This window comes from Pseudothioclava arenosa (genome assembly GCF_002358085.1).
GTDB classification, from domain to species: Bacteria; Pseudomonadota; Alphaproteobacteria; order Rhodobacterales; family Rhodobacteraceae; genus Pseudothioclava; species Pseudothioclava arenosa.
In genome coordinates, this window is the sequence record NZ_NTJD01000003.1 from 268,855 (window position 1) to 282,227 (window position 13,373).

Below are 13,373 nucleotides of genomic sequence, written 5' to 3' on the forward strand. Positions count from 1 at the left end.
GCAGGGAAGAGGGACCGCAGCAGGAGAGACGCGATGGATTACAGCAAATCGGGCGGGCCGAAACAGGGCAAGAACGCCCCGCGCCACACCGAACACAATATCAAGGGCTCCGAGAAAAACCCCTACGGTGTCCGCGCCCCCAAGGCAGAACTGCTTGCCCGGATGAAGGCGGCGGCGAAAAAGACCGATCCGAAAGGCTGAGGGGGCTTTGCCCCCGCCCGCCTGCGGCGGCCTCCCCCAGAGTATTTCCGGCTCAGTGAAAGGCCGGATCTCTCTTTTCATCGAGCCCAAAATACTCCGGGGGTGAATTGGCCCTCAGGCCAAGAGGGGGCAGCGCCCCTTTCGCCTTTTTTCGATCCGCCCGCCCTTGACCTCTGGCGTGGGCGCGCTTCTATAAGGGTCAACATGCGAACCCATTGAAGGACGAGACTTATGGCTTTCGAACTCCCCGATCTTCCCTATGCCCATGACGCGCTCGAAGCGCTTGGCATGTCGAAAGAGACGCTGGAATACCACCACGACCTGCACCACAAGGCCTATGTCGACAACGGCAACAAGCTGATCGCTGGGACCGAATGGGAAGGCAAGTCGCTCGAAGACATCGTGCGCGGCACCTATCAGGCCGGCGCGGTTGCGCAGAACGGCATCTTCAACAACGCCTCGCAGCATTGGAACCACGCCCAGTTCTGGGAAATGATGGGCCCGGGCGGCAAGGCGATGCCGGGCGAGCTGGACAAGGCGATCGTCGAGAGCTTTGGTTCGGTCGATAAATTCAAGGAAGATTTCGCCGCCGCGGGCGCGGGCCAGTTCGGCTCGGGCTGGTGCTGGCTGGTGAAGGACACCGACGGCGGCCTCAAGGTCACCAAGACCGAAAACGGTGTGAACCCGCTTTGCTTCGGCCAGACCGCGCTTCTGGGCTGCGACGTGTGGGAACACTCCTATTACATCGACTTCCGCAACAAGCGTCCGGCTTACCTGTCGAACTTCCTCGACAAGCTGGTGAACTGGGAAAACGTGGCTTCGCGCCTCTGATCCCGCCCGGAACGACAGTTTCGATGGCCCGCCGCATCCTCGGCGGGCCTTTTGCGTTTTTGGCCCGGCTTCTGGTAAAACCGGGCTCCGACCCCCATCTTGAAGGCTGAAGCAAGACAAGAGGAGGTCGTCATGCTGCTGTCCAAAGGACTCTGGATTGTTGTCGCGGATTCGGAAAAGGCCCTGGTCCTGAAGAACGAGGGGACGGGGCTTGATCCGAAGCTGAGCTTTGTGCGCCGTGAGGAGGCGCCCGAGGTGGTGATCGCCTCGGATGCGCCGGGGCGGCGGGCCGATGTCGGTGCGGGTCAGCGTTCGGCAATGGAGGTGCCCGATTACACGCGTCTCAATGCCGAAGGGTTCATGGCCGATCTGGCCGGGGATCTGGCGCGGGCGCAGGTGAGGGGCGCCTTTGACAAGCTGGTTCTGGTCGCGCCGCCACAGGTTCTGGGGGCTTTGCGCGCGGCGATGCCCGAGGGGCTTGCGGCCCATGTCGTGGCCGAGATCGACAAGACCCTGACCAAGCATCCTCTGCCCGAGATCGGCAAGATCGTCGCGCGGGAAATCGACACGCTCTGATCGTCTCCGCCCCTTTCCTTTCCCGGCGCTTTCGGTCAGCGTGGCGCCGGGAAACCCGGGGCAGGCGTGATGCAAGAATCGACCAAAGGTACGGTGGCGATGGTTCTGGCCTGCGTGGTCTGGGGGCTGTCGGGGCTGTATTACAAGGCGCTCTCCGAGGTGCCGCCGCTTGAGGTTTTGGCGCATCGCACGCTTTGGTCGATGGTGTTTCTGGGCGTGGTGCTCGCGCTCAAGGGGCGGTTGGACGAACTGGTCTCGGCGCTGCGTTCCAGCGCGATCTGGCGGCTTCTGGCCACTGCGGTGCTGATTTCGGTCAACTGGTTCGTGTTCATCTGGTCGGTGCAGGAAGGTCACGCAATCGAGGCTTCCTTCGGCTATTACATCTTTCCGCTGGTCGCGGTGGCGCTGGGCTGGATGGTGATCGGCGAAGAGATGAGCCGGGGGCAATGGGCCTCGGTGGCGCTGGCGGGGACGGGGGTTGCGGTGCTGGGCCTGGGCCTTGGCGTCGCGCCCTGGATCCCGCTGATCCTGGCCACCACCTTTGGCGCCTATGGGCTGATCAAAAAACGCCTCTCGATCGGCTCGGCAGTCTCGGTTCTGGGCGAGACCCTGTTGCTGGCACCGGCGGCTTTTGCGGTGCTCTGGGCGCTGCATGAGGGCTGGATGGGCGACGGGCAGGGCGGGCATTTCGGCCGCGAGATTGGCCAGTCGGTGATGCTGGCGTTTTCGGGCGTGCTGACGGGCGGGCCGCTGATGCTGTTTTCCTATGCCGCGCAGCGGGTGCGGATGGCCACGGTGGGGCTGGTGCAATACCTCAACCCGACGCTGCAATTTGCCGTCGCGGCGCTGGCCTTCGGCGAGCCGGTCACGGTCTGGCACGCGATCGCATTGGGGCTGATCTGGGCCGCGATCGCGATCTATTCGGTGCTGAGCCTGCGCGGGCGGCCCCGCCCCGCGCGGGCCTGATCAGGACAGCGCCTCGGTCAGCCGCGCTTCAAGCGCGGGCACATCGGGCGCGCTGATGACCAGATCCATCAGGCTTGGGTCGGCGAAACCCTCGGCGATCACATGCTCGACGAGGCGGATCAGGGGCTGCCAGTAACCATCCGTATCCAAAAGGAAAATCGGCTTCTTGTGGAGGCCGATCTGGCGCCAGGTCAGGACCTCGAAGAATTCATCCAGCGACCCCGCGCCACCCGGAAGCACTACGATCGCGTCCGAGTTCATGAACATCACCTTTTTGCGCTCGTGCATGTTCTCGGTGACGATGAAGGACGACAGGTCGCGCTTGCCGACCTCGCGCGGAAAGAGATGCTCGGGGATCACGCCGAAGGTCGCGCCGCCCGCAGCCTGCGTCGCGCGGGCGACCTCGCCCATCAGGCCCACATCGCCCGCGCCGTAAACCAGCCGCCAGCCACGCATGGCCAGCATCGCGCCGGTCTCGCGCGCGGCTTCGGTGTAGCTCGGGCGGGCGCCCGCGCGCGAGCCGCAGAAAACACAGACGGAACGCTGGGATTGGGTCATGGGGGCTCCTTATGTCGCATGAGCGGAGTTCTTGAGAGGTGATAGCCGGGTTGCTACTGTGCCTCAAGGCGCGTGACGCCGCGATGACAACGAAACGACAGGGGCGACGCATGAGCAAGCGATCGGGTGGTATGTTCGCAGGGATTGCGACGGGAGTTCTGGCCGTGGTGGCTGTCATTCTGGGATGGCTGGTCTGGAGCGGGCAAAAGCCCGCGCCCGAAGCGATGGCGCCCGAGCCGGTCGCGGCAGTCGCGCCCGAGCCCGAGCCCGCGCCGGTCGAACCGGCCGCAGTGCCCGATGCGACGGCGGAGCCTGCTGTCGAGGTTGCGGCGGACCCGGCGCCCGCGGAGGCGCCCGATCTGGCCGAGACGCAGTTCGATCTGTTGCGCGGGGCGCCCGACGGTGGCCTTGTGGTCGCCGGCACGGCCGAGCCCGGCGCGCTGGTCGAGGTGATGCTGAACGGCGCCAAGATCGGTGAGGTCCGGGCGACCGAGCGGGGCGAGTACTCGATACTTCTGGAGGCGGGCGCTTCGGCGGACGATCGCCTGCTCACGCTGCGCGTCACTGGCGCCGATGGCGTCGCGCGCGAAGGCGCCGAAAGCCTTGTGGTCGAGGCTGGCGGGACTAGCGGCAAGGTTCTGGTCGCGGGGGCCGATGGCGTGCGGGTGCTGGCGGCTGCCGCCGAAACGCTGGTGATCGACACGCTCTCGAATCTGGCGGGAGCAGGGCAGGTGATCGCGGGGCGCGGTGCGCCCGCGGGCGCGGTTCTGCGCGCCTATCTCGACAATGCCGAGGTCGGTCTGGCCGCGCCGGATGCGGAGGGCGCTTGGCAGATCGAGTTGCCCGCTTTTGGTGCCGGCGCGCATCTGTTGCGCGTCGATGCGCTGGATGCGGCGGGCAAGGTGATCGCGCGGGCCGAAACCGAGGTTGAAGGCGTCGCGGCGGAGCCGGACGTGGCGCCCGAAGCCATGCCAGTACCTCTCAGCGCGATGGCCGAGGACCGGCTGGCCGCACGCGCCGAGGCCGAGGCCCAAGGGCTTCAGGCGGTCACGGGCGCGGGATCGGGGGCGACCCGCCCGGCGCTCGACGCCAGCGCCGAGCCTACCGTCGAGTCCACCGTCGAAGCCGCGCCGGACAGCGCAGAGGCGGCTCCCGCCACCATGGCCGAGCCGGGCGCAGACCCGGAGCGGGCCGCGCTGCGCCGGGTCACGATCTCCGAGGGCAACACGCTCTGGGCGATCGCGCGCGAGGCCTATGGCGATGGCTTCTTCTATGTGCGTGTCTTCGAGGCGAACCGCGATCAGATCCGCGACCCCGACCTGATCTATCCGGGGCAGGTCTTCACTTTGCCGCAATAAGCGGGGCTTCGGGGCTGGTCTCGGCCTGCCCGAGCGATTAGGTTGCGCAAGGCCCGGGCAGACCCCCGGGCCTTTTCGATTGCCGATGCCAGCCAAGAGGCCAGCCATGCCCCCCAATACGATCACCGTTTCCGGCAAGATCGACGCGAGCGAACGCGCGCGCAGCCTGCGCACGATCCGCGCCGTTGCCCCCTATCTCTGGCCGCAGGACGCGCCGTGGGTGAAGAAACGCGTGGTTCTGGCACTGGGCGCGCTGGTGCTGGCCAAGGTGATCTCGGTCATGATGCCCTTCCTCTACAAGGCGGCGGTCGATGTGCTGGCGGGCGAAGCCTCGGGCACGATGGCGCTGGCGGTGGGGGCGATCGCGCTGACGGTCGCCTACGGGCTCGCGCGGATCATGACCGTGGGCTTTGGCGAATTGCGCGACGCGATTTTCGTGCGCGTGGCGCAACGCGCGCTGCGGGCGCTGGCGCTTGAGACCTTCACCCATATCCACCGCCTCAGCATGCGCTATCACATCACGCGCAAGACCGGCGGCCTCAGCCGCATCATCGAGCGCGGGGTGAAGGGCGTCGAGTTCCTGCTGCGCTTCATGCTGTTCTCGGTCGGACCGCTGATCCTCGAGCTGACCTTCGTCTCGATCATCTTCCTGATCGTCTTCGACTGGCGCTATGCGCTGGTGGTGCTGGTGACGATTGCGGCCTATGTGGCCTTCACCTTCAAGGTCACTGAATGGCGCGTCTCGATCCGCCGCCAGATGAATGAGGCCGACACCCAGGCCAACCAGAAGGCCATCGACAGCCTGCTGAACTTCGAGACGGTGAAATATTTCAACGCGGCGAAGCGCGAGGCGGAACGCTATGACGCCTCGATGGAGGGCTATGAGGCGATGGCGGTGAAAACCGGGCAGAGCCTCGCGATCCTGAACTTCGGGCAGGCGCTGATCATCTCGACGGGTCTGATCGGGGTGATGGTGATGGCGGCACTGGGCGTGCAGCAGGGCAAGCTGACGGTCGGCGATTTTGTCATGGTGCAGACCTACATGATCCAGATCACCATGCCGCTGGGCTTCCTTGGCACGGTCTATCGCGAAATCCGCCAGGCGCTGGTCGATATGGGCGAGATGTTCGATTTGTTGCATCAACCCGCGGAAATCGAGGATAAACCCGGTGCAAATGCTCTGAAAGTGCAAGGCGGTGCGATCAGCTTCGACAAGGTCGAGTTCCATTACGACCCGTCGCGCCCGATCCTGAAGGGGGTCTCGCTGGAGGTTCCGGCGGGGCAGACGGTGGCGCTTGTCGGGCCCTCGGGCTCGGGGAAATCGACGATCGGGCGACTGATGTTCCGGTTTTACGAGGTCACCGGCGGGGCCATTCGCATCGACGGGCAGGATATTCGCGACGTGACGCAGGACAGCCTGCAGGCCGCGATCGGGGTGGTGCCGCAGGACACGGTGCTGTTCAACGACACGATCCGCTACAACATCGCCTATGGCCGTGATGGCGCGAGCGAGGCCGAGATCATCGCCGCCGCCAAGGCCGCCAAGATCCATGACTTCGTGATGAGCCTGCCCGAGGGCTACAACACCGCCGTGGGCGAGCGCGGGCTGAAGCTGTCGGGCGGTGAAAAGCAGCGCGTGGGCATTGCCCGCACGATCCTGAAAAACCCGCCGATCCTGCTTCTGGACGAGGCGACCTCGGCGCTCGACACCCAGACCGAGCGCGACATCCAGACCAGCCTGAAGGCGATGGGCGAGGGGCGCACGGTGATCACCATCGCGCACCGGCTCTCGACCATCGTCGATGCCGATTGCATCGTGGTGCTGGAAAAGGGCGAGGTGGTCGAGCGTGGCCGCCACGAAGAGCTTCTGGCGCACAAAGGGCGCTATGCGCAGATGTGGGCGCGCCAGTCCGCCGAAGAGGAAGAAGAGGCGGGCGAGGCTGCCGAGTAAGCGGCCAGCCCCCGGAACTGCAAAGGCCCGCGTCATCAGGACGCGGGCCTTTTTGTTACTCGGCCGCCTGCGAGGGGCGGTGTTTCTGTGGCGCGTCGGGCTCGACGGGCCAGAGGATCTCGGTGCCTGCCAGCCGCCGTGCGGCACGCTCCAGCGCAAGGTCGCGCGCCGCCTGGCTGTCGGTCCCCTGCATCAGCGCCGAGAGCGCCTTGACCGAGCGATAGGCCCCCGCGTTGAACCAGACCCGCAGCGCCAGGAGCGCAGGCGTCAGGATCAGCGTCAGCAGTGTCGCGGTGCCAAGGCCAAAGACCACCGCGGTGGCAAGCTGCTTCCACCAAAGCGCGGTCGGGCTGTTCACAGAATAGCCGCCGTTCAGGAAGTCGAGGCTCAGCCCGAACATCATCGGCGACAGCCCCGCCATCGTGGTGATCGTGGTCAGCGCGACCGGGCGCAGGCGCGCCTCGGCGGTGCGGGTGATCGCCTCGAGCTGGGGCATGTAGCGTTGGAATTCCTGGAACGTGTCGATCAGGATGATGTTGTTGTTCACCACGATCCCGGCGAGCGCGACGATGCCAACCCCGGTCATGATGATCGAGAAGGGCTGCCCCATCACCAGCATCCCGACCAGCACCCCCGCCGTCGACAGGATCACCGCCAGCAGCACCAGCACCGAATTGTAGAAGCTGTTGAACTGCGCGAGCAGGATCACGAACATCAAGGCCAGCGCCCCCGAGAAGGCCTTGGCAAGGAAATCGGCGCTTTCGTTCTGCTCGACCAGATCGCCCGACCATTCGGCCTCGACGCCGCGGGGCAGGGTGGCCTCGGTCTTGAGCCACTCGTCGATGCGCGCGATGCGTTCGTTGCCGTTGATCGGCTCGCCCTCCTCGTTCACCAGCCCGTCGCGGACATCGGCCTTGACGTCGTAGAAGCGGGTCTGGTCGACGCGGTCGATCACGTCGCGCTTGGGCACCGGCGTGCGGGTCACGAAATTCGCCAGCGGCACCAGCCCGTTCGCGGTGCGCACCTTCAGCGTGTCGAGGGTCGAGAGCAGGCGGAACTCTTCGGGCAGGCGCACGCGGATCTCGATTTCCTCGTCCGAGCTGTCGACCCGCATCGTGTGCAAGAGGATGCCGCGCGTGACCAGTTGCACCATGCCGCCCACCGTCGCCACATCGGCGCCAAAGCGGCCCGCGCGGGTGACATCGACGTCGATCTCCCAGTCGATGCCGGGCAGGGGGCGGGTGTCTTCGATGGCAAAGACGCCTTCCATCGTCGCCAGATGTGCTGCGACATAGTCGACCGCTTCGGAGATCGCGTCGAAATCGTCGCCCTTCAGCCGCAGCTGGATCGGCTTGCCCTGCGAGGGGCCGCGCGCCTGCGCGAGGAACTCGGCCTTGATGCCTGGGATGGTCTGAATGCGGGCCAGGATGGAGTCCATGATCTGCTGGCCGGTGGCCAGGTCCGGGTGGTCCTTGCGCTCTTCCCAGGGCAGCATTTCGACCTGGATCTGACCGATCGTGTCGCGTGGCGCCACCGCGCCGCCGGTGTTCTGGTTGAGCCCGCCTTCGCCCGCGAAGGAGAACACCGCGCCGACACCCGGCGTGCCGATCACCTCGGCCTCGGCGCGTTTCACCAGCGCGTCCTTTTCGGCAAGGCTCAGGTTCCCGCGCGCGCGGACATAGACGATGCCCTGCTCGACCTCGGTATCGGTAAAGAACTGCGTGCCGTTGTTATGCTTGCCGTACAGGCTGAACACGCCGATCACGAGGCCGATGATGACCGCGAAAGTGACCACGGGCATCACCGGGTTGCCGGTGATGAAGGCGATGACATGGCCGAAGGGGCGGCGGCGATAGCCGGCCTCGACGGGGCGGGGGCCGCGTTTCGGGCGCGCCGCCGTCAGCGTGATCGAGGTCAGGAGCGTCGCGATGACGAACAGCACCACGCCCGGGAGCGAGGCCGCAAAACTGCCCGAGGGCAGGCGTGTGCCGCTGAGATAGCCGGGGTTGAGCGTGAGCATCGCGCCCAGAAACACCAGCGCCGCCGAGGCCAGCGCCAGCGTCACGCGCAGCCAGAGCGGCCAGTTCTCGATGACCTTGGCGCCCTGATCGAGCCTGCGCGAGACGCGCCCCGCGACACCGCCCACGATCGGCACATAGATCAGCGCAACGACAAGGCTCGCCGAGAGCACGAAGATGATCGTGACCGGCAGCATTCCCATGAACTCACCCGGCACGCCCGGCCAGAACAGCATCGGCAAAAAGGCGCAAAGCGTCGTCGCGGTCGACGAGATCACGGGCCAGAACATGCGCTTGGCGGCTTCGGTATAGGCGGCCATCGGGCCTGAACCTTCGGCGATCCGCTTGTCGGCATATTCCACCACCACGATCGCGCCATCGACCAGCATCCCGACCGCAAGGATCAGGCCGAACATCACGATATTCGAGATCGGCACGCCCATCGCACCCAAGAGCAGGAAGGTCAGCAGGAACGAGGTCGGGATCGAGAAGCCGACCAGCAGCGCCGAGCGTGTACCCAGCGTCGCCAGCACCACGATCATCACCAGAGCGATCGCGGTCAGCACCGAGCCTTCGAGCTGGCTGACCATCGCCCCCACCGTGCGCGACTGGTCGAGCGAGATGCCGACCTCGACCGCCTCTTGCAGGGGCAGGGGCCAGTTCGCCTCGGCCTTCGCCATGGTCTCGCGCACGAGGTTGACGGTGTCGATGATGTTGTAGCCCTTGCGTTTGACGACCTGCAGAGCGACCGTCGTGCCGCCGTTGAAACGTGCGGTGCCGGTGCGGTCCTCGAAGGTCAGGCGGATCTCGGCCAGATCGCCCAGCGTCACCACCCGCTCGCCATTGACCTTGACGGGCAGGGCGTAGACATCGGCCGCGCTGTCGAAACTGGCCGGGATTTTCACCGAAAAGGCGCCCGCGTCGGTTTCCACCTCGCCCGCCGCCACCAGCAGGTTGTTCGACTGCACGACATTGATCAGCTCGCCCGCCGTGACGTTGTAGCTTTCCAGCCGGAGCGGGTCGATCACCACCTCGAGCATCTCGTCGCGATGCCCGGCCAGCGAGGCCTCCAGAACCGGCTCAAGCCCCTCAAGTTCGTCTTGCAACTCTTTTGCAAGGCTCAGCAATTTCCGTTCCGGCGCGGCGCCCGACAGGGTCACGATGACAATCGGGAATTCCGAGAAATTGATCTCGTTGATCGAGTATTTCTCGAAGCCGTCGGGGAATTTCCCCTCGGCGGTGTTCATCGCGTCGCGCACATCGGCGATGATCTTCGTCTTGTCCCAGCCGAAGTCGAATTCCAGCATCACGCCCGCGTAATTCTCGCGCGCGACGCCCGACATCTTGTCGAGCCCCTCAAGGTCGGCCAGCTCGGTCTCCATCACCTTGACCAAGAGCTTTTCGGAATCGCTGGCCGAGATGCCGGGGAAGGGCACCGAGACGAAGAGCATCGGGATCTCGATATCGGGCTCGCCCTCTTTCGGCAGGGCGAGATAGGCGGTGAGCCCCGCGATGATTGTCATCGCGATGAAGGCCATAACCATGCGTGCGCGATCGGCGGCCCAGTCGACGATGCCGATCATTGCGCGGCGCCTCCGAAGCCCGGCACATCGGTGGCGGGATGGGCGATGACGGCGGCGCCTTCGGTCACATAATCCTGGCCGACGACGATGACCTCGGCGGTTTCGGGCAGGCCGGCGACCCAGACGCCCTCGCGGGTGTCGCGCAACAGTGTGACGGGGGCAAAGCGCGTGATGCCCTCGACCGCAAGGCGTACGCCAAGCCGCCCGTCGTCATCCAGCGTCAGCGCGGAGGCGGGCAGGAAATGGCCCTTGGTGCCCTCGGCCGCGATCAGCATTTCGAGGGTCTGCCCCTCGCGGATCGAGAGATCGGGGTTGGGCAGTTCGGCCTCGACGCGGAAGGTGCGCGTGGCGCTGTCGGCCGAGCGCGCGACAAAGGTCAGCCGTCCCAGAACCTCTTGGCCGGTGGTCAGTCGCGCGCCGACGCGTGCGCCCGGCGCGACCCGGCCCAGCTCGGTTTCCGGCACGAAGCCCACCAGCTTGATCGGATCGAGCGCGATCACCGTCGCGCACAGCCCGCCCGAAGACAAAAGCGCGCCCAGCTCGGCGCTGTCATCTTCAAGGATGCCCGCGAAAGGGGCGGTGATATTGGCATGGGCCAGCTCCTGCTGGGCGGCGTCCAATGCGGCGGTCGCAGCCTTGAGCGCGGCCTGCGCGCCAGCAGCGGCGGTGTCCGAGCGATAGCCGCCCTGTTGCAGCTTGGTCGCGGCATTGGCGGAAAGTTCGGCCTCTGCCAGCGCGGCCTCGGCCTGCGCCAGCGCGGCAAGGCGGCTGCCCGGATCAAGCTCGCACAGGATATCGCCTGCCGCGACGCTCGCGCCCTTGCGCAGCGGCTCCGAGATCACCCGCGCGCTCGTTTCTGCGCGCATCTCGACGCGCCGCGCCGCCTCGGTCTGGCCGCGCGTCAGCACCCCCTGATCGACCGCCGCCGCAACGGCATGGAGCACCTGCACATCGACGGCGCCCGCGCTTGCCTGCGCGGCCTCGGGGGCGGCTTCGGCCTGCTCCTGTCCGGCGAACCCCATCAGCCGTTCGCGCTCGAATACCAGCAGGTACAGCGCGCTGGTGACCAGAACGGCGTTGACGATGGGGACGATCTTCATCGGGAGCCTCAGTTTCGTTGGGCCGGGGCTGCGGAATGCACCGGGTGTCAGTGAACGATCCGGTTCAAAATACGGGGACAGGGCGGGCCACTCAAGATCATTCTGGGGGATGTGGCAATGCCGCACGGCCTTGGCAGAGCTGACCAAGCCATGTAAGACGGGCGGGACGAGGCGCCCCGACGGGGGGCGCGGCAAGAAAGGCGAGCGACCCGTGAGCGAAATCGACAGCTTCATTGAGGAAGTCACCGAAGAGGTGCGTCGCGACAAGCTTTTCGCCCTGCTCAAGAAATACGGCTGGATCGGCGTCGTGGTGATTCTCGGGATCGTCGGCGGCGCGGCCTATACCGAGTGGTCGCGCACCCAGGCCGAGAACGCCGCGCAGGCCTTCGGCGACCAGCTTCTGGCGGCGGTTCAGGCCGAGAATTCCGTTGCGGCACTTGGCGCGATCGAGGCGAGCGATGCGAACCGCGCGGCGCTGACCGGGCTTTTGCTGGCTGGCGAGGCGCAATCGGCGGGCGATAGCGACGCCGCGTTGGCGGCGTTGAAGACTGTGGCGTCGGATGCCGCGCTGCCGCCCAGCCTGCGCGAGCTTGCGCTGCTGAAATCGGTGATCGTGGCGGGCGCGGGCATGGACCCGTCTGAGCGCGCGGCGGCGCTGGCCGATCTGGCCCGCCCGGGCGCGCCCTATCGGCCGCTCGCGCTGGAACAGCAGGCGCTCCTGGCGCTTGAGGCCGGGGACCGCGAGGGCGCGATCGGGCTCTTGCAGCAGATCTCGGGCGAAGCGGGGATCACGCCGGGCTTGCAACAGCGGGCGACAGAGTTGATGGTGGCGCTGGGGGCTGAACCGGCGGTTCAGTAACCACGCAAGGCCCGGCGGATAACCGGGCGCGGTAAGGCAGGGGGACAGAGGCGGTGAAGCTGATCCACGCGATTGCGGTTCTGGGCATGGCGGCCACGGTCGCGGCCTGTGAGAAAGAAATCATCCTCGAAGGTGACCGGATCGACCCGCGCGATGTGCTCTCGGGGGCCGACATGGCCGAGGCGCCGCCGGTGCCGTTGCAGGTCGCGCTGAGCCTTCCGGGGCAGGTTGCGAATGCCGATTGGCCGCAGCGCGCGGGCGGGCCTTCGCACGCGCTGGTCAATGCCGCGATCGGCGATGGGCTGACGCAGCAATGGGCGGCCTCGATCGGGCAGGGCAGCGACCGTAAGCACAAGGTTTCGGCCTCGCCGGTGGTGGCCTCCGGGCGCATCATGACCCTCGACAGCCGTGCGCGCGTCACCGCGACGGGCGTGAATGGCGCGACGCTCTGGCAGGCCGATCTGACGCCGGCCGCGGACCGTGCCGATGACGCCTCTGGCGGCGGGCTTGCCGCGGCCGATGGCAAGGTTTTCGTGACCACCGGCTTCAGCCAGCTGGTCGCGCTGGATGCGGCCACGGGCAACACGCTCTGGGTGCAGAAATTCGATGCCGCCGTGGGCGGTGCGCCGACGGTTTCCGAAGGCGTGGTCTATGTGGTGGCGCGCGACGCCTCGTCCTGGGCGATCGACGCCAATACCGGCAAGGTGATCTGGCAATTGCCGGGCGTGCCGGGCCGGGCTGCGATGATGGGCGTTTCGGCGCCTGCCGTGACCGACAAGGCGGTGATCTTCCCCTATTCGGGCGGTGAGCTTGCGGCTGCGCTAAAAAAAGGCGGGCTGCCGATGTGGCAAAGCGCCGTTCCGGGCGCGCGTCCGGGCCGGGCCTATGCCAGCATATCGGACCTCACCGGCGATCCGGTGGTGACCGGTGGCACGGTTTATGCGGGCTCGTCGGCGGGCAAGCTCTCGGCGATCGACCTTGAGACCGGCGAGCGGGTCTGGACCGCGACCGAAGGTGCGACCGCGCCGGTGCAGGTTGCGGGCGGCTCGATCTTTGCGGTGACCGACGAAGGACGCCTGGTGCGGCTCTCGGCCTCGGACGGCGCCGAGATATGGGCGGTCGAACTGCCCTATTACGTTAAGGACAAGATCAAGAAGCAACAGCGCATCCATGTGCATTACGGCCCGGTTCTGGCCGGCGGCAAGCTGTTCGTGGCTTCGTCCGATGGGCTCCTGCGGGTCTACGATCCGGCGTCGGGTGCGCAGATCGGCTCCGCCGAGATCCCGGGTGGCGCCGCAGCCGCGCCGGTTGTTGCGGGGCGGACACTCTATGTCGTGACGGCGGCAGGCAAGCTTCTGGCTTTCCGTTAAGG

Annotated in this window: 11 protein-coding genes; 8 read left to right on the forward strand and 3 right to left on the reverse strand. The window is 66.5% G+C overall.

Annotation, left to right across the window (positions count from 1 at the left end; all coding sequences use genetic code 11):
- Positions 1-33 precede the first annotated feature (33 nt).
- The 4 genes from CLN94_RS13955 (at position 34) to rarD (ending at position 2,574) form a co-directional block, all read left to right on the forward strand.
- Positions 34-201: a hypothetical protein gene (locus CLN94_RS13955; RefSeq protein WP_179300244.1), complete on the forward strand. Its 168-nt coding sequence runs from the start codon at positions 34-36 to the stop codon at positions 199-201.
- 231 nt (positions 202-432) lie between these two features.
- Positions 433-1,032: a superoxide dismutase gene (locus CLN94_RS05610; protein ID WP_096432002.1), complete on the forward strand. Its 600-nt coding sequence runs from the start codon at positions 433-435 to the stop codon at positions 1,030-1,032.
- A gap of 132 nt (positions 1,033-1,164) precedes the next feature.
- Positions 1,165-1,608, forward strand: a complete 444-nt coding sequence (locus CLN94_RS05615) for a baeRF12 domain-containing protein (protein ID WP_096432004.1) — start codon at positions 1,165-1,167, stop codon at positions 1,606-1,608.
- A 69-nt stretch (positions 1,609-1,677) separates the two neighbouring features.
- Positions 1,678-2,574, forward strand: a complete 897-nt coding sequence (gene rarD, locus CLN94_RS05620) for an EamA family transporter RarD (RefSeq protein ID WP_096432233.1) — start codon at positions 1,678-1,680, stop codon at positions 2,572-2,574.
- On the opposite strand, the gene CLN94_RS05625 is transcribed toward rarD, so the two are convergent.
- The gene (locus tag CLN94_RS05625) at positions 2,575-3,132 is read right to left on the reverse strand and encodes an LOG family protein (protein ID WP_096432006.1); all 558 of its coding nucleotides are present in this window, start codon (positions 3,130-3,132) and stop codon (positions 2,575-2,577) included.
- 110 nt (positions 3,133-3,242) lie between these two features.
- Between CLN94_RS05625 and CLN94_RS05630 the strand changes: the two genes are divergently transcribed.
- Together CLN94_RS05630 and CLN94_RS05635 are read left to right on the forward strand one after the other, a co-directional pair.
- Positions 3,243-4,490 (forward strand): LysM peptidoglycan-binding domain-containing protein, encoded by a 1,248-nt coding sequence (locus CLN94_RS05630; protein ID WP_143598879.1) that lies wholly within the window; start codon positions 3,243-3,245, stop codon positions 4,488-4,490.
- 106 nt (positions 4,491-4,596) lie between these two features.
- The gene (locus CLN94_RS05635) at positions 4,597-6,441 is read left to right on the forward strand and encodes an ABCB family ABC transporter ATP-binding protein/permease (protein WP_096432010.1); all 1,845 of its coding nucleotides are present in this window, start codon (positions 4,597-4,599) and stop codon (positions 6,439-6,441) included.
- Between the two features lie 55 nt (positions 6,442-6,496).
- Here the strand turns inward: CLN94_RS05635 and CLN94_RS05640 are convergent, their stop codons facing one another.
- Positions 6,497-10,042, reverse strand: a complete 3,546-nt coding sequence (locus tag CLN94_RS05640; RefSeq protein ID WP_096432012.1) for an efflux RND transporter permease subunit — start codon at positions 10,040-10,042, stop codon at positions 6,497-6,499.
- Positions 10,039-11,142, reverse strand: coding sequence for an efflux RND transporter periplasmic adaptor subunit (locus CLN94_RS05645; RefSeq protein WP_096432014.1), 1,104 nt, complete (start codon positions 11,140-11,142; stop codon positions 10,039-10,041). Before CLN94_RS05645 ends, CLN94_RS05640 begins: the two co-directional genes overlap by 4 nt.
- 211 nt (positions 11,143-11,353) lie before the next feature.
- Here CLN94_RS05645 and CLN94_RS05650 point away from each other — a divergent pair, with 211 nt between their 5' ends.
- On the forward strand, positions 11,354-12,001 hold the full coding sequence (locus tag CLN94_RS05650) for a tetratricopeptide repeat protein (RefSeq protein WP_096432016.1): 648 nt from the start codon (positions 11,354-11,356) through the stop codon (positions 11,999-12,001).
- A gap of 53 nt (positions 12,002-12,054) precedes the next feature.
- Entirely contained in the window at positions 12,055-13,371 is a 1,317-nt protein-coding gene (locus CLN94_RS05655) for a PQQ-like beta-propeller repeat protein (RefSeq protein WP_245845110.1), read from the forward strand.
- The last annotated feature ends 2 nt before the right edge of the window (positions 13,372-13,373 follow it).

Excerpts from the sequence above, each read along its gene's own strand:
- CLN94_RS05625 (WP_096432006.1), bottom strand. The coding sequence starts at position 3,132 with ATGACCCAATCCCAGCGTTCCGTCTGTGTTTTCTGCGGCTCGCGCGCG.
- CLN94_RS05640 (WP_096432012.1), bottom strand. The coding sequence starts at position 10,042 with ATGATCGGCATCGTCGACTGGGCCGCCGATCGCGCACGCATGGTTATG.
- CLN94_RS05635 (WP_096432010.1), top strand. The coding sequence starts at position 4,597 with ATGCCCCCCAATACGATCACCGTTTCCGGCAAGATCGACGCGAGCGAA.
- CLN94_RS05630 (WP_143598879.1), top strand. The coding sequence starts at position 3,243 with ATGAGCAAGCGATCGGGTGGTATGTTCGCAGGGATTGCGACGGGAGTT.
- CLN94_RS05610 (WP_096432002.1), top strand. The coding sequence starts at position 433 with ATGGCTTTCGAACTCCCCGATCTTCCCTATGCCCATGACGCGCTCGAA.
- CLN94_RS13955 (WP_179300244.1), top strand. The coding sequence starts at position 34 with ATGGATTACAGCAAATCGGGCGGGCCGAAACAGGGCAAGAACGCCCCG.
- CLN94_RS05615 (WP_096432004.1), top strand. The coding sequence starts at position 1,165 with ATGCTGCTGTCCAAAGGACTCTGGATTGTTGTCGCGGATTCGGAAAAG.
- CLN94_RS05645 (WP_096432014.1), bottom strand. The coding sequence starts at position 11,142 with ATGAAGATCGTCCCCATCGTCAACGCCGTTCTGGTCACCAGCGCGCTG.
- rarD (WP_096432233.1), top strand. The coding sequence starts at position 1,678 with ATGCAAGAATCGACCAAAGGTACGGTGGCGATGGTTCTGGCCTGCGTG.